Source organism: Pseudomonas sp. GM18, from assembly GCF_000282195.1.
In the GTDB taxonomy this organism is placed as follows: domain Bacteria; phylum Pseudomonadota; class Gammaproteobacteria; order Pseudomonadales; family Pseudomonadaceae; genus Aquipseudomonas.
In genome coordinates, this window is record NZ_AKJT01000046.1 from 71562 (window position 1) to 86673 (window position 15112).

The window sequence follows — 15112 nt, forward strand, 5'->3', positions numbered from 1 at the left end:
GACAGGTAAAAGGACTCAAGGCATGTTCAACGGTAAATCGATTTTCATCTCTGGCGGCACCGGTTCGTTCGGACGCAATTTCATCCGCCGCTTGCTGGAGCAATACCAGCCCAAGCGGGTGGTGGTGTTCTCCCGCGATGAGCTCAAGCAGTACGAGATGCAGCAGACGTTCAACGCGCCATGCATGCGTTACTTCATCGGCGATGTGCGTGATGCCGAGCGTTTGCGCCAGGCCATGCGCGGTATCGATTACGTGGTGCACGCCGCGGCGCTGAAGCAAGTGCCGGCGGCGGAATACAACCCCACCGAATGCATCCGCACCAACGTCAACGGCGCGGAAAACATCATTGCCGCGGCCATCGACAACGGCGTGAAAAAAGTCGTCGCGCTGTCCACCGACAAGGCTGCCAGCCCGATCAACCTGTACGGCGCGACCAAGTTGCTGTCGGACAAACTGTTCGTGGCTGCCAACAACATTGCCGGCGAGCAACAAACCCGGTTTGCCGTGGTGCGCTATGGCAACGTCGCCGGCTCGCGCGGTTCGGTAGTGCCGTTCTTCAGCAAACTGATTGCCGAGGGCGCCAAAGAGCTGCCGATCACCGATGAGCGCATGACGCGGTTCTGGATCACCCTCGATCACGGCGTGAAGTTTGTGCTCGACAGCTTCGCCCGCATGCACGGCGGTGAAGTGTTTGTGCCGAAGATCCCGTCGATTCGCATCGTCGATCTGGCGCAGGGCATGGCTGAACATTTGCCGCACAAACACGTTGGCATTCGTCCGGGGGAAAAACTCCATGAACTGATGGTGCCGCTGGACGACGCGCGCATGACCCTGGAGTTCGACGATCACTACACCATTCAGCCGTCGATCCGTTTCACCAGCGTCGACGTGGATTTTGCCGTGGACAAACTGGGCGAGCAGGGCCGGCCGGTGAGCGAAGATTTCGAGTACCGTTCCGACACCAATCCGTACTTCTTGTCGGTCGGCCAGATCGCCGACCTGCACGCGGAGTTGTCGGCATGATTCCCTACGGTCGGCAAAGCCTCGATCAGGCGGACATCGATGCGGTGGTCGCCGTGTTGCAGTCCGACTGGCTGACTCAGGGGCCGACCATCGAGCGTTTCGAACAGGCCGTGGCCGAGCGTTGCCAGGCCGATTTCGCGGTGGCGGTGTGCAATGCCACCGCGGCGTTGCACATTGCCTGTCTCGCTGCCGGCCTTGGGCCGGGCGATCGGTTGTGGACCACGCCGAACACCTTTCTGGCCTCGGCCAACTGCGGTCGCTACTGCGGCGCGGATGTCGATTTTGTCGACATCGACCCGCTGACCTGGAACCTCGACGCCTACACCTTGGCATCGAAGCTTGAAATCGCCGAGCGCGACGGCAAGCTGCCGAAAGTGTTGGTGGCGGTAGCGTTCTCCGGGCAAAGCTGCGATATGCGCATGATCGCCGAACTGGCCGAGCGTTACGGTTTCACGGTGATCGAGGATGCCTCCCACGCGGTCGGCGCGTCTTATGCCGGGCGCCCGGTGGGGTGCGGTGAGTTCGCGGCGATGACCGTGTTCAGTTTCCACCCGGTGAAGATCATCACCAGCGCCGAAGGCGGCATGGTGCTGACCAATCGCCCGGAACTGGCCGAGCGTCTGCAGCGCCTGCGCAGCCACGGCATGACCCGTGACCCCGAGCAGATGACCGAACCCAGCCACGGTCCCTGGTACTACCAGCAAGTGGAGCTGGGCTTCAATTACCGGATCACCGACCTGCAAGCGGCCCTCGGTCTGTCACAGCTGAACAAGCTCAATGGCTTTGTCGAGCGTCGACGCGAACTGGCGGTGCGTTACGACCGTTTGCTGGCGTACTTGCCGCTGATCTTGCCCAGCGCACAGCCTGAAGCCGAATCGGCGTGGCATCTGTACGTGGTGCGCTTGCAGACGGAGCGGATCAACCTCAGTCATCGACAGGTGTTCGAAGGCTTGCGAGCGGCCGGTGTCGGGGTGAACCTGCACTATATTCCGCTGCATCTGCAGCCGTACTATCGCGACCTGGGTTTTGCCGAGGGTGATTTCCCCCAGGCGGAACGTTATTACGCCGAGGCCATCAGCCTGCCGCTGTTTCCTCTGCTGAGCGATGAACAACAGGACTATGTGGTCGAGCAATTGCGAAGACTGATCCTTGAGGAGTAGTGACTCTTGAGCTGTGTTGCGATCATTCCGGCCCGCGGTGGCAGCAAACGAATCCCGCGCAAGAACCTCAAGCCGTTCGACGGCGTGCCGATGATCGTCCGTTCGATTCGCACGGCACTGGAGTCGAGCCTGTTCGACCAGGTGATCGTCAGCACCGACGATGAGGAAATCGCCGACGTCGCACGAGCCAATGGCGCTCAGGTGCCGTTCATGCGGCCTGCGGCACTGGCTGACGATTTCACCGGGACTGCGGCGGTGGTCGTGCATGCCTTGAATCAATTGCCGCCGTTCGACCATGCCTGCTGCGTCTACGCAACGGCGCCGTTGTTGCAGGCGCGTTATCTGCGTCAGGGGCATGAGTTGCTGGTGCAGCACCCGGACAAATCTTTTGCGTTTTCAGTCACCGGTTTTGGTTTTCCGGTGCAGCGGGCCTTGACCCTCGACGCGCAGGGCGCCCTGACCTCGCTCTATCCGGAGTTTCGTGACACCCGCTCCCAGGACTTGCCCGAAGCCTTTCAGGACGCCGGCCAGTTCTACTGGGGGCGCAGCGAGTCCTGGTTGTGTGGTGATGTGCTGTTTTCGCCAGCGAGCCTGCCGGTGATTCTGCCGCGCTACCTGGTACAGGACATCGACACCCTCGAAGACTGGAAACGCGCTGAATACCTTTATGCCGCATTGAAGGCCGGTGGTGAGTTGCAATGAGGGTACTGATCCGCGCTGACGCGTCGCCGACCATTGGCAGTGGCCATATCGCTCGCTGTCTGACCCTGGCCAGGGTGTTGCGCAAGCAGGGCACGCACGTTGCTTTCGCCTGTCGTCTACTGCCGGGGCATCGACTGGACAGCCTGGCAAACGAGGGCTTCGAGACCTTCGCGCTGCCGGCGCGCTACCCCGATGAGGACCCGCAGCAGGCCATCGAGTCGATGCTGCCGTGGCAGGCGGACATCGCCGCGCTGGCGCAAGCCTTGGAAAGTCATCCGGCTTTCGACTGGATCGTCGTTGACCACTATGGCCTCGATCATCACTGGCAGACTGCGGCCCGCCGCTGGGCACCGAGGATCGCGGCGGTGGATGACCTGGCCACTCGGCAGTACCGCGTCGATCTGCTGCTCAATCAAAATCTGTCGGGCACCCCAGAGGCTTATGGCTCGCTGTTGACGCCCGACTGCCAGACCTTGCTCGGCCCACGTTTTGCGATGCTGCGCGATGAGTTCTGCTGCCCGGCGATTGAGATCAAACCTCGGGCCAGGCGAGTGCTGGTGAACTTCGGCGGCTTCGATGCAGCCATGCAGACCCATCACGCGATGTTGGCGCTGGCGGACCTCCATGAGCTGGAGGTCGATTTCGTCGCGGGTGCCGACAACCCGGCCTGGGAGCAGATGCAGGCGCTGGCGGCGTATCGTCCGAACTGGCGCCTGCACAGTTTTGTCAGCGACTTCTACCGGCTGATGACCGAGGCCGACCTGTTTGTCGGCGCCGGTGGCGGCACCAGTTGGGAGCGGGCGGCCATGGGGCTGCCGACGATCTGCATTGCGGTCTCGAATAATCAGCAGGCCAACGGCGAGGTGATGGCGACCTCGGGCGCTCATGTGTTCCTGGGCTGCCGCGAGCACGTTCGCGTCGAGCAGTTGCGCCAGGCCATCGGTTTTGTCGTGGGCAATCAGGTTTTTCGTCAGAGTCTGGCTGACCGCTCGCGGCAGTTGGTCGATGGCCGTGGCGCGCAGCGGGTGGCGGCAGCGCTGGCGGGGGCGGTATTGCAGGTGCGCCGGGCCACTGCGGACGATACGCAATTGTTGTTCGAGGGGCGTAATGCCGAGGCGGTACGGCGCTGGTCGCTGGACACCCACGTCATTGACTGGCAACGGCATCAGGTTTGGCTGGCTGCGAGCCTGAACAATCCCCAGCGACTGCTGCTAATTGCTGAGGCGGATGACGGTCCGGTCGGTATGCTGCGCTATGACCTTGACGGTACTCGGGCCGAAGTCTCGATTTATCTGTTCGAGGGTCGATTCGGCCTGGGCTGGGGCAGGGCATTGCTGGCGCGGGGCGAAGCCTTCGTCACTGCCCATTGGCCACAACTGGAGGCCATCACCGCTCAGGTGCTGCCGGCCAATCAGCCATCGCTGAAGGTTTTTTGCGAGGCTGGTTTTACTCAGAGTGCTTGCGCGTTCACGCGTGTATTGAAGGATCCCAAACAATGACCAGCTTCAAGATCGGTAATCGCTCGATCGGTGCCGATGCGCCACCGTTCATCATTGCCGAGATGAGTGGCAACCATAACCAGTCGCTGGACGTGGCGCTGCAAATCGTCGAAGCCGCGGCCAAGGCCGGCGCGCATGCCTTGAAGCTGCAAACCTACACCGCCGAGACCATGACCCTGGACTTGTCCGAAGGTGAGTTCTTCATCAAGGACCCCAACAGCCTGTGGGCCGGCTCTTCGCTGTATGCGCTGTATGAGAAGGCCCACACGCCGTGGGAATGGCACGCACCGATTTTCGCCCGGGCCAAAGAGCTGGGCATGCTGGCGTTCTCCACACCGTTCGATGACACCGCGGTGGACTTCCTCGAAAGCCTCGATGTGCCGGCCTACAAGATCGCCAGTTTCGAGAACACTGATCTGCCGCTGATCCGGCGGGTCGCGGCCACCGGCAAGCCGTTGATCATTTCCACCGGCATGGCCAGCATCGCCGAACTCGATGAAACCGTGCGTGCCGCCCGTGAGGCCGGTTGCAATGACCTGGTGTTGCTCAAGTGCACCAGCACTTACCCGGCGACGCCCGCCAACAGCAATGTGCGCACGATCCCTCATCTGCGCGAGTTGTTTGGCTGTGAAGTCGGTTTGTCCGACCATTCGATGGGCGTCGGGGTGTCTGTCGCTGCAGTGGCGCTGGGGGCGACGGTGGTGGAAAAACATTTCACCCTCGACCGTGCCGCCGGTGGCGTGGACGCCAGTTTCTCCCTGGAACCGGCCGAACTCGCCAGCCTGGTGATCGAAACCGAGCGCGCCTGGCAGGCCATGGGCCAAGTGCATTACGGGGTGACTGAAGCGGAGCGCAAGTCCCTGGTGTACCGTCGGTCGCTGTATGTCACCCGGGACATGGCCGCCGGAGAGCCTTTTAACGCCGCCAATCTGCGGGCCATCCGTCCTGGCCTCGGGCTCGCCCCCAAACACGCTGAAACCCTTCTGGGCCGCCGTGCCCGCCAGGCCATCAAGCGCGGAACGCCGCTGGATTGGTCGCTGGTCGAATAACCGCTTGTGGGGCTGATTCGGCAAAATAGCGTGACCTGCGAGTCATAACGCGCATCTTCACTGTATTGTATAAATAGGGAAGAGGGCGCCTGGTCTGTTTTTTGACCCAGTGATGGCCTTTTACTCTTCCCGTTGTCACCTCGTTGAGGGCGACGTTATTCGTTGTTTGTCGGCGCCCCTCGATTCCTTGCGAGCGGTGGTATTGGGCTGTTTATTATTGGGAAGCCGTAATGATTGGCATAAAGAGCATTGCGAGCTACGTTCCTGTAGCCGGCGTGGACAATTACGCACAAGGTGCAAAATTCGAAAAGGATGAAGAATTCATCCTGGGCAAGATCGGTTCGGCTTTCCTGCCGCGCAAAGACGCCGGGCAAGAAACCTCGGACCTGTGTGTCGAAGCAGTCAATGCGCTGTTCGCCAACAACCCTGAATTGAAGCGTGAAGTCATCGACGTGCTGATCGTCGTGACCCAGAACGGCGACGAAGAAGGTCTACCGCACACCGCCGCCATCGTTCAGGACAAACTGGGCCTGCCGACGACCGTGGCCGCGTTCGATATTTCCCTGGGCTGCTCCGGTTATGTCTACGGCATCTACGCCATCAAGGGCTTCATGGAAGCCGCAGGCCTGAAGAATGGCCTGCTGGTGACCGCCGATCCGTACTCGAAGATCGTCGACCCGGAAGACCGCAACACCACCATGCTGTTTGGCGATGCCGCCACCGCCACCTGGATGGGCGAAGACGCGCCATGGCAGTTGGGCAAGGCCAAGTTCGGTACCGACGGTTCCGGCGCGCCGCACCTGAAGGTTACCGACGGGGTGTTCTTCATGAACGGCCGTCAGGTGTTCAACTTTGCACTGCTCAAAGTGCCGGCGCATTTGCATGAACTGCTCGCTGATTCGGGCCTGACGGCCGACGATATCGATGCTTTCTGCATTCACCAGGGCAGCGCGGCGATTGTCGATGCCGTGGCGCGACGCTTCGAGGGCGAGCCCGAGAAGTTCCTCAAGGACATGGTCGAGACCGGTAACACCGTGTCGTCGAGCATTCCATTGCTGCTGGAAAAACACGTGCTCGACTCCAAGTGGAAGCGTGTGGCGCTCAGCGGTTTCGGTGTTGGTCTGTCTTGGGGGTCGGCGATCATCTATCGTCCTTGAGCCTCGGCTCTTTAGTCAAAGAAAGCCAGGCACAAAAAAAGCGTTCAAGGTGTAACCTTGAGCGCTATTTTTTTGCCCGAATGAAAAGCGAGGCTCCATGAGCGAGTTTTTTCAACCCAACGCCGAACTCATCCAGCGTCGCTGGCCGGCCGTGGCTGAGCGTCTGCTGACTGAAGATCCGGGCCCGTTGCAGGCTGATCTGGTGGAAGGGCTCGGCTCGACGCTGAGCATCAACGGCATTCAGTTGACCAGTCGCCATGACCGTACTCGCGAAGCGCAGCTTCAGGCTGCAAGCCTGCCGGTCGAGAGTCCGGTGTTGCACGTTTACGGCACGGGGCTGGGTGACCTGCAACTGGAACTGCTGCAGCGTTCGGAGCTGATTCAGCTGCATGTGCATATCCTCAACGGCGCAGTGTTTGCGCTGGTTTTGCAATTGCTCGATCAGCAGCCGTGGCTCAGCGATTCACGGGTCGAGCTGCACTATGCCGGTGATTTGGCTGAGATTTGTTTGCCGTTCTTTGCCCTGCCTTCGGAGCTGGTGCTGGCCGATGACTTCAACGCGAAGATCCGCGACCGCTTGATCAGCGAAATCCATCTGACGTTCAACAACCGTGAGTTCGATCCGGACAATCCGGAAATAGCGACGCGCCTGCTGGAAAGTGTTGAACAGATCCGCGTCGATAGCGACGCCGCACAATTGTTCGCAGCACACGCTGGCCAGTCGATGTTCGTCATCGCCACCGGGCCGAGCCTGGAACAGCACTTCGTGACCTTGCGATCCATTCGCGGCCAGACCCCTAGACCACTGTTCGTGTGTGTCGATACCGCTTACAGGCCGCTGATCGAGAACGGCATCAAGCCGGATGTGGTCGTCACGATCGATCAGCGTATCTCGCTGCGCCATCTGCCGCCCGAGGACAGCGCAAACATCACGCTGGTCTACATGCCGCTGGTGGCTCCTGCCGTCTTGCAGGCCTGGCAAGGCAAACGCTATGTCGCCTACTCGGCAAGCCCGGTTTTTCGGGATCTGCGCGAACTGCTCCCACGGGCAGGGCTATATGCAGGCGGCAGCGTGATTCATCCGGCGGTGGACCTGGCGGTGAAAATGGGGGCCAGTCAGATCACGCTGTTCGGGGCTGATTTCGCGTTCCCCAACAACAAGACCCATGCCGGCTGGAATGATGGCGACCTTGGCCCGCAATTGGGTGCGGCTCGCCATTGGGTGTTGGATGGGCATGGGCAGCGGGTCAAGACCCAGCTCAATTTCCGCAGCTACCTGTGTGAGCTGGAGCGCTATATCGCTGCGAATCCACACGTCGTCTTCTACAACAGCAGTCGAGCCGGGGCCATGATTGCCGGTACGACATTTCATCCGGAGTTCAGTCGATGAGCGAAGAACTACTCGTTGATCAGGCCCGGCAATGTTCAGCGTTGTTTCGGCTGGGAAGGGATGTCGAGGCGGCGCTGGTCATGATCGAGGTGGCGGAGCAGGTGCAGTCGCGGGTCGGCGGGGCAGACAGCCAGATCGCGGCCCGGTGGATGGCATTGCTGACAGGCATGCTGGATAGCCAGGAGCGACAGGACTGGCTGGCGCTGGCGGACTACCTTGAATACGAACTGGTCGATTTGCTGATGGCTGTCAATTCCGCGTAATGCCGTGACAGATCAGCGGGAGCGGGGCTGCAAGAAAGGGTTGTGGCAGTTCTCTGGCGTCATTTTTTGGTGGTTGGATCGTCGCTAGGCCTCGGTTTTACAGGGGGTGGCAGGGTGATGGCAAAAAATTTCAAAAATCCCCTCAAGCAACCTGCATTGGCGACGATAACTATTACGAAGGTTCTCTAGGCCATACCGGGCGGTTGCCAGGGCCGGAAGCCGCAGTACCCAACCAACGAGGAATTCGTCATGGCTTTAACAGTAAACACTAACACTACTTCCCTGAGTGTTCAGAAGAACCTGAACCGTGCGTCCGACGCGCTGTCGACTTCGATGACCCGCCTGTCCTCCGGCCTGAAAATCAACAGCGCCAAAGACGACGCCGCCGGCCTGCAGATCGCTACCCGTATGACTTCGCAGATCCGTGGCCAGACCATGGCTATCAAAAACGCCAACGACGGTGTTTCGATCGCTCAGACCGCTGAAGGCGCTCTGCAAGAGTCGACCAACATTCTGCAGCGTATGCGTGAAATCGCGGTGCAATCGCGAAACGACTCCAACGGTACTGCTGACCGTACCGCTCTGGACAAAGAATACCAACAGTCGATCGCTGAACTGACCCGTATTGCTCAGTCGACCAACCTGAACGGTAAGGCGCTGATCGACGGTACTGCTGGTGCGATGCAGTTCCAGGTAGGTTCGAACACCACTTCCGACAACCAGATCACTCTGACCCTGTCGACCAGCTTCGACGCCAGCGCCCTGGGCATGACCGGTACCACCATTTCCGGCGTTTCCAACGCCGCTAACCACAGCTCTGTCGATGCTTCTATCTCGGCTATCGACGCTGCTCTGGCAAACATCAACGCCACTCGCGCTGACCTGGGTGCTGCTCAAAACCGTTTCTCGACCACTATCTCCAACCTGCAAAACATCAACGAAAACGCCAGTGCTGCACTGAGCCGCGTACAAGATACCGACTTCGCTGCTGAAACTGCACAGCTGACCAAGCAACAAACTCTGCAACAAGCTTCCACCGCAGTTCTGGCTCAAGCCAACCAACTGCCATCCGCTGTACTGAAACTGCTTCAGTAATCGCTGATGAGTTTTGGCGGGGGAGTGCGCTTGTCGCGCTCTCTCGCTTTTTACTTTAAGAGGTGATGGACATGGATATGAGCGTCAAGCTGAACTTGTCTTATCCTGCGGCTCAGCAGGCGACGACTGTTGCCGACAAGCCTGCGGAAAAGCCTCGAGCGGAAACTGCGCCAGTGGTTACCGTCAAGGAAGAAGGTAAGAAAGACCAGACCGAGCAGGAAAAACTGAAGATGGCCGTTCAGGAAATCGAAAAGTTCGTTCAATCGGTCAAGCGTAACCTGGAGTTCTCGATTGACGAGCCTTCAGGCAAAGTTGTGGTCAAAGTGATTGCCAGTGACTCCGGTGAGGTGATTCGTCAAATCCCCAACGAAGAAGTCCTTAAGCTGGCGAACAGTTTGAATGATGCAAGCAGCCTGTTGTTCAGCGCAAAAGTCTGACAACTGGCACGAATTTTGTTGCTATGTTCTTTTGGGCGTTGTAGTGGTCAAAAGGCCGGCGACACACTGAAGGGAGTTCCACATGGCAAGTCCAATTCTACCGGGCACGGGCTTAGGTTCCGGTCTTGATACCGGTGCTATCGTCAAGGCTCTGGTCAATGCCGACAAGGCGGCCAAGCAGAATCAGATCGATCGTCAGACGACCACCAACACTGCGCAGATTTCCGGTATTGGTACTCTCAAAAGTGTCCTGGCGAGCTTCCAGACTGCAATCAAGAAGCTGCAAGATACGCAAGCCCCGCAATTCCTGGGCTACAACGCCACGTCCGCTGACGCGAAAGTACTGACCGCTGTGGCCAGCAACACGGCCGTCAGCGGCTCTTACGTGGTCAAGGTCACTAACTTGGCGACCTCGTCCAAAGTGGCCACAGCAGCCTTTGCCGGCGGTGCCAGCAGTGCCATTCCGAGCGGCACGCTCAATATCACGCAAAACGGCGTATCCAGTTCTGTCACCATTCCGGCGGGCGCGACGTTGCAGTCGGTTCGTGATGCGATCAATACCCAGCAGGGCGCGAACGGCTTCAGTGCCAACATCGTGACCGACTCGTTTGGCTCGCGTCTGGTGATGGGCTCTACGGCGACCGGTGCCGGTTCCGATATCACCCTCAGCGGCATTGCGGGTCTGGAGATCAATGCCGGCCAGCAAATGGGTACAACACCGACAGCGACTTCGGCAGGTGCCATCGGCGATTTCGCGAAGGACGCCAATTTCACCGTCGACGGGCTCGCGCTGACCAGCAAAAGCAACACGGTCGACTCAGCCGTTTCCGGCTTGACCCTGAATCTGGTCGCCGGTGGTGATGTCACCACGACGGTGACGGTCGGCCCGAACAGTGATGGCCTGAAAAAGTCCATTCAAGCTTTCGTCGACGCTTATAACCAGGTTGTGACCAGTGTCAATGCGTTGACCAAGCCTTCCCTGGATGATGACGGCAACCCGACCGTTGCTGCTGCGCTGACCGGTGACCCGCTGGCGCGCGGTATCATGGCATCGATTCGTTCGCCGTTGGTGACTACCGGTGCGGGTGACAAGCTCACTGTTCTGTCGCAATTGGGTATCACCACCAATCAGAAAACCGGTGCGCTGGATTTCGATAGCACCAAGTTCACCGCTGCGATGGACACCCAGAAGCTCGGTGGTGAGGTTCAGAAGCTGTTCCTGGGCGATCCGACGGCGACTGGCGATGCCGCCAAGGGGCTGTTGACGCGTATGAACGATGCCATCACCCCTTACACGATCACTGGCAGTGAGGGGATCCTCGACACCCGTTCGAGCAACCTGGCCAAGGCCAAGAGCAATCTGGCCAACCAGCAGGCAGCCCTGGATCGTCGGGTCGAGACGCTGACGGCGGTGCTGACCAAGAAGTACAACGACATGGATACCCTAGTCGGCAAGCTGAAGGCAACGGCGAGCAATATCACTTCGATGTTCGAGGCGATGAATGCGCAGAAAAACGCCTCATAGCGTATAAACGCCAAAAGCCCGGCAGCGGATTACGCTTGTCGGGCTTTTTAGTTTTGGATTAAAGATTTTTGACGCTATGTCGATAGCCTGATTATACGAATCACAGAGTTTTGATGAGGTACAGCATGAACCCGATGTTAGCCCTTCGGCAGTACCAGAAGATTGGCGCGCAAGCCCAGACTTCCGAGGCCAGCCCTCATCGTCTGGTGCAAATGCTTATGGAAGGTGGTCTGGATCGCATCGCTCAGGCCAAAGGCGCCATGGAGCGCAAGGATGTCGCCAACAAGGGTGTTCTAATCGGCAAGGCTATCGGCATCATCGGTGGTTTGCGAGAGGGATTGGACTTGGATAAGCAGGCAGAGTCCGTCGGTGAGTTGGACAGTCTCTATGCTTACATGATGAAACGTCTGGCTGAAGCCAATATCAAGACCGATCCAAAAATCCTCGACGAAGTCGCCGACCTGCTCCGCACGGTCAAAGACGGTTGGGATGCCATCGCCGCGCCGGGTCCGCAGTTTTAAGGAGATCACCATGAGTCTTGTATTGCAGCGAATCGCGCAGACCCGGGACGCCCTGGTTGAGGCATTGGCTGAGCGTAACTGGGAGGCCATCGGTGAATTGGACCTGGCTTGCCGTTCCTGCATGGAAGACGTCTTGAGTGAAGCTTCGGTGGACGAGGCCGCGTTGCGCGACAACCTTGAGGAGTTGCTGGGGGTGTATAAACAGCTTCTGGAGGCGGCGACGGGGCAGCGCCAGGCGATAGTCGACGAGATGTCGCAGATCCACCAAGCACAGAACGCGGCAAAGGTTTACCATCTGTTTGGTTAGTTAACCCTCAGTTAATCCAAACATAGTGCGCCATAAATTTGACTGTGCACGGTTTTTTGACTTAACTAGTGGCTGGTTCCAGATTTCAGGCGTCTACAGGCACAACGTGTCTGCAAGCGTCTAGCTTGCCCCTCATTTTGGGCATTGAGTTGACTAGGGAAGTTGCTATTGCATGTGGCGTGAAACCAAAATTCTGCTGATTGATGACGATAGCGTCCGCCGCCGCGATTTGGCGGTGATTTTAAATTTTCTCGGCGAAGAAAATTTACCCTGTGGCAGCCATGACTGGCAGCAGGCGGTCGGCTCTTTGTCATCAAGTCGTGAAGTAATCTGTGTCCTCATCGGGACGGTAAATGCTCCTGGTGCACTTTTGGGCCTGTTAAAGACACTCTCAACCTGGGATGAGTTCCTTCCAGTTTTGTTAATGGGCGATAATTCTTCCATTGACTTGCCGGAAGACCAGCGTCGCCGAGTGCTTTCGACTCTCGAAATGCCACCCAGCTACAGCAAATTGCTCGATTCGCTGCACCGCGCCCAGGTCTATCGCGAGATGTATGACCAGGCCCGTGAGCGCGGTCGTCACCGCGAACCGAATCTTTTCCGTAGCCTTGTCGGCACCAGCCGGGCGATTCAACACGTCCGTCAGATGATGCAGCAAGTCGCCGACACCGACGCCAGCGTGCTGATCCTCGGCGAGTCCGGCACCGGCAAGGAAGTGGTCGCGCGCAATCTGCACTACCACTCCAAGCGTCGTGAAGCGCCGTTCGTTCCGGTCAACTGCGGGGCGATCCCGGCCGAGTTGCTGGAAAGCGAATTGTTTGGCCACGAGAAGGGCGCCTTCACCGGGGCGATCACCAGCCGTGCCGGGCGTTTCGAGCTGGCTAATGGCGGTACCCTGTTCCTCGACGAAATCGGCGACATGCCGCTGCCGATGCAGGTCAAGCTGTTGCGCGTCTTGCAGGAGCGCACCTTCGAGCGCGTGGGCAGCAACAAGACCCAAAGCGTCGATGTGCGGATCATCGCGGCGACCCACAAGAATCTCGAAAGCATGATCGAGATCGGCACCTTCCGCGAAGACCTCTACTATCGCCTGAACGTGTTCCCGATCGAGATGGCGCCGTTGCGTGAGCGCGTCGAAGACATCCCGTTGCTGATGAACGAGTTGATCTCGCGCATGGAGCACGAGAAGCGCGGTTCGATCCGTTTCAACTCGGCGGCGATCATGTCGCTGTGTCGTCACGGCTGGCCGGGCAACGTTCGCGAGCTGGCCAACCTGGTGGAACGCATGGCGATCATGCACCCGTACGGGGTGATTGGCGTGGTCGAATTGCCGAAGAAATTCCGCTATGTCGATGATGAAGATGAGCAGATGGTCGACAGCCTGCGCAGCGATCTTGAAGAGCGGGTGGCCATCAACGGTCATACGCCTGACTTCACCGCCAATGCGCTGTTGCCGCCGGAAGGCCTGGACCTGAAGGACTACCTTGGCGGTCTGGAGCAAGGGTTGATTCAGCAGGCGCTGGACGACGCCAATGGTATTGTGGCGCGGGCGGCCGAACGGCTGCGTATTCGTCGCACGACCCTGGTGGAGAAGATGCGCAAGTACGGCATGAGCCGTCGTGATGGTGATGAACAGGCGGATGATTGACGCCTGTTTTCCAACCCCTTCATTTCCAGGCAGTTTTTTTTAGGCACGGGTATTGCTACATCCCTCGCAACGTTCCGTTTAACTGACGGTCAACCACGCGAGAGAGCACAATGCCCCAAGCCGCCCAGATGTCTCCTGTCCCTGATGTTTCGGGGCAACCGTCGTCCGTAGAGCAGGCAAGCCGGCTTGGCCTTGAGCAGGCGTTTGCGCTGTTCAACCAGATGTCGAGCCAATTGACCGATTCCTACAGCATGCTCGAAGCCCGGGTCACCGAGCTCAAGGGGGAGCTGGCGGTGGTCAGCGCCCAGCGCATGCAGGAACTGGCGGAAAAAGAGCGTCTGGCCAACCGTCTGCAAAACCTCCTCGATCTATTGCCCGGCGGCGTCATCGTCATCGACGCCCAAGGCATCGTGCGTGAAGCCAATCCCGCCGCCTGTGAGCTGCTCGGCTTGCCCCTCGAAGGCGAGCTGTGGCGCCATGTCATTGCTCGATGCTTTGCGCCGCGCGAAGACGACGGTCACGAAATTTCCCTCAAGGACGGTCGGCGCCTGTCGATCGCTACCCGCTCGCTGGATGCCGAACCCGGTCAGTTGGTGTTGCTCAACGATCTGACTGAAACCCGTCATTTGCAAGATCAACTGGCCCGCCATGAGCGCCTGTCGTCGCTCGGTCGTATGGTCGCATCGTTGGCTCATCAAATTCGTACGCCGTTGTCCGCCGCGTTGCTTTATGCCAGCCATTTGACCGAGCAGGAGTTGCCGGTCGCGACACAGCAGCGTTTTGCCGGCCGCCTGAAAGAGCGTCTGCATGAGCTGGAGCACCAGGTGCGCGACATGCTGGTGTTCGCTCGCGGCGAGCTGCCATTGACCGATCGCGTGACTCCCAAGATGCTAATGCAATCGCTGCAAGCGGCCGCTTTGACCCATGTTCAGGATCTGCCGATTCGCTGGCAGTGCGACAGTCATGCCGGTGAGTTGCTGTGCAATCGCGACACGCTGGTCGGGGCGATCCTCAATCTGATCGAGAACGCCATTCAGGCCAGCGCCGGCGGCGTCCGTTTGAAAGTTCATCTGTATACCCGCGGCAACAACCTGCGCCTGTGCGTCAGTGACAGCGGCAGCGGTATCGACGAGGCGGTATTGGTGCGTTTGGGCGAGCCGTTTTTCACCACCAAAACCACCGGTACCGGCCTGGGCCTGACCGTGGTCAAGGCAGTGGCCCGTGCTCATCAGGGAGAATTGCAGTTGCGTTCGCGGCCAGGTCGCGGCACTTGTGCGCAGGTGATCCTGCCGCTTTTTGCTGGCGAGCAGCCCAGCGCTCAGGGAGTGAAGTGAA

The 15112-nt window shown here is 59.1% G+C and carries 15 protein-coding genes; all 15 read left to right on the plus strand.

Translation table 11 applies throughout. From position 1 onward, the window contains the following. Positions 1 to 22 precede the first annotated feature (22 nt). Positions 23 to 1024, plus strand: a complete 1002-nt coding sequence (gene pseB / locus PMI21_RS13780; protein WP_007938589.1) for a UDP-N-acetylglucosamine 4,6-dehydratase (inverting) — start codon at positions 23 to 25, stop codon at positions 1022 to 1024. Continuing rightward, positions 1021 to 2184, plus strand: coding sequence for a UDP-4-amino-4,6-dideoxy-N-acetyl-beta-L-altrosamine transaminase (gene pseC / locus PMI21_RS13775; RefSeq protein ID WP_007938591.1), 1164 nt, complete (start codon positions 1021 to 1023; stop codon positions 2182 to 2184). The genes pseB and pseC overlap by 4 nt, the downstream gene beginning before the upstream one ends. Positions 2185 to 2190: 6 nt before the next feature. Beyond that, on the plus strand, positions 2191 to 2886 hold the full coding sequence (gene pseF / locus PMI21_RS13770; protein ID WP_007938593.1) for a pseudaminic acid cytidylyltransferase: 696 nt from the start codon (positions 2191 to 2193) through the stop codon (positions 2884 to 2886). After that, positions 2883 to 4385, plus strand: a complete 1503-nt coding sequence (pseG, locus tag PMI21_RS13765; protein ID WP_007938595.1) for a UDP-2,4-diacetamido-2,4,6-trideoxy-beta-L-altropyranose hydrolase — start codon at positions 2883 to 2885, stop codon at positions 4383 to 4385. The genes pseF and pseG overlap by 4 nt, the downstream gene beginning before the upstream one ends. Continuing rightward, positions 4382 to 5434, plus strand: a complete 1053-nt coding sequence (gene pseI / locus PMI21_RS13760) for a pseudaminic acid synthase (RefSeq protein WP_007938596.1) — start codon at positions 4382 to 4384, stop codon at positions 5432 to 5434. Before pseG ends, pseI begins: the two co-directional genes overlap by 4 nt. A gap of 230 nt (positions 5435 to 5664) precedes the next feature. Next, entirely contained in the window at positions 5665 to 6591 is a 927-nt protein-coding gene (locus PMI21_RS13755) for a ketoacyl-ACP synthase III (protein WP_007938598.1), read from the plus strand. 97 nt (positions 6592 to 6688) lie between these two features. Beyond that, complete coding sequence (locus PMI21_RS13750) at positions 6689 to 7981, plus strand: motility associated factor glycosyltransferase family protein (protein ID WP_007938600.1); 1293 nt, start codon at positions 6689 to 6691, stop codon at positions 7979 to 7981. Further along, positions 7978 to 8244 (plus strand): hypothetical protein, encoded by a 267-nt coding sequence (locus PMI21_RS13745; RefSeq protein WP_007938602.1) that lies wholly within the window; start codon positions 7978 to 7980, stop codon positions 8242 to 8244. Before PMI21_RS13750 ends, PMI21_RS13745 begins: the two co-directional genes overlap by 4 nt. A 249-nt stretch (positions 8245 to 8493) precedes the next feature. Continuing rightward, positions 8494 to 9339: a flagellin domain-containing protein gene (locus tag PMI21_RS13740; protein ID WP_007938604.1), complete on the plus strand. Its 846-nt coding sequence runs from the start codon at positions 8494 to 8496 to the stop codon at positions 9337 to 9339. 71 nt (positions 9340 to 9410) lie between these two features. Continuing rightward, positions 9411 to 9776, plus strand: coding sequence for a flagellar protein FlaG (locus PMI21_RS13735; RefSeq protein WP_007938606.1), 366 nt, complete (start codon positions 9411 to 9413; stop codon positions 9774 to 9776). Between the two features lie 82 nt (positions 9777 to 9858). Further along, on the plus strand, positions 9859 to 11301 hold the full coding sequence (gene fliD / locus PMI21_RS13730; protein ID WP_007938608.1) for a flagellar filament capping protein FliD: 1443 nt from the start codon (positions 9859 to 9861) through the stop codon (positions 11299 to 11301). A gap of 125 nt (positions 11302 to 11426) precedes the next feature. Then, positions 11427 to 11822, plus strand: a complete 396-nt coding sequence (gene fliS, locus PMI21_RS13725) for a flagellar export chaperone FliS (protein ID WP_007938609.1) — start codon at positions 11427 to 11429, stop codon at positions 11820 to 11822. A 10-nt stretch (positions 11823 to 11832) separates the two neighbouring features. Beyond that, positions 11833 to 12129 (plus strand): hypothetical protein, encoded by a 297-nt coding sequence (locus tag PMI21_RS13720; RefSeq protein ID WP_007938610.1) that lies wholly within the window; start codon positions 11833 to 11835, stop codon positions 12127 to 12129. Positions 12130 to 12301: 172 nt separating this feature from the next. Then, positions 12302 to 13777, plus strand: a complete 1476-nt coding sequence (locus PMI21_RS13715; RefSeq protein WP_007938611.1) for a sigma-54 dependent transcriptional regulator — start codon at positions 12302 to 12304, stop codon at positions 13775 to 13777. 128 nt (positions 13778 to 13905) lie between these two features. Next, positions 13906 to 15111 carry a sensor histidine kinase gene (locus tag PMI21_RS13710; protein WP_162130336.1) on the plus strand — a complete coding sequence of 402 codons (1206 nt, stop codon included), beginning with the start codon at positions 13906 to 13908 and terminating at the stop codon, positions 15109 to 15111. Position 15112 lies beyond the last annotated feature (1 nt).

Coding starts and splice junctions, on each gene's coding strand:
- pseB (WP_007938589.1), top strand. CDS start 23: ATGTTCAACGGTAAATCGATTTTCATCTCTGGCGGCACCGGTTCGTTC.
- pseC (WP_007938591.1), top strand. CDS start 1,021: ATGATTCCCTACGGTCGGCAAAGCCTCGATCAGGCGGACATCGATGCG.
- pseG (WP_007938595.1), top strand. CDS start 2,883: ATGAGGGTACTGATCCGCGCTGACGCGTCGCCGACCATTGGCAGTGGC.
- pseI (WP_007938596.1), top strand. CDS start 4,382: ATGACCAGCTTCAAGATCGGTAATCGCTCGATCGGTGCCGATGCGCCA.
- PMI21_RS13755 (WP_007938598.1), top strand. CDS start 5,665: ATGATTGGCATAAAGAGCATTGCGAGCTACGTTCCTGTAGCCGGCGTG.
- PMI21_RS13750 (WP_007938600.1), top strand. CDS start 6,689: ATGAGCGAGTTTTTTCAACCCAACGCCGAACTCATCCAGCGTCGCTGG.
- PMI21_RS13745 (WP_007938602.1), top strand. CDS start 7,978: ATGAGCGAAGAACTACTCGTTGATCAGGCCCGGCAATGTTCAGCGTTG.
- PMI21_RS13740 (WP_007938604.1), top strand. CDS start 8,494: ATGGCTTTAACAGTAAACACTAACACTACTTCCCTGAGTGTTCAGAAG.
- PMI21_RS13735 (WP_007938606.1), top strand. CDS start 9,411: ATGGATATGAGCGTCAAGCTGAACTTGTCTTATCCTGCGGCTCAGCAG.
- fliD (WP_007938608.1), top strand. CDS start 9,859: ATGGCAAGTCCAATTCTACCGGGCACGGGCTTAGGTTCCGGTCTTGAT.
- fliS (WP_007938609.1), top strand. CDS start 11,427: ATGAACCCGATGTTAGCCCTTCGGCAGTACCAGAAGATTGGCGCGCAA.
- PMI21_RS13720 (WP_007938610.1), top strand. CDS start 11,833: ATGAGTCTTGTATTGCAGCGAATCGCGCAGACCCGGGACGCCCTGGTT.
- PMI21_RS13715 (WP_007938611.1), top strand. CDS start 12,302: ATGTGGCGTGAAACCAAAATTCTGCTGATTGATGACGATAGCGTCCGC.
- PMI21_RS13710 (WP_162130336.1), top strand. CDS start 13,906: ATGTCTCCTGTCCCTGATGTTTCGGGGCAACCGTCGTCCGTAGAGCAG.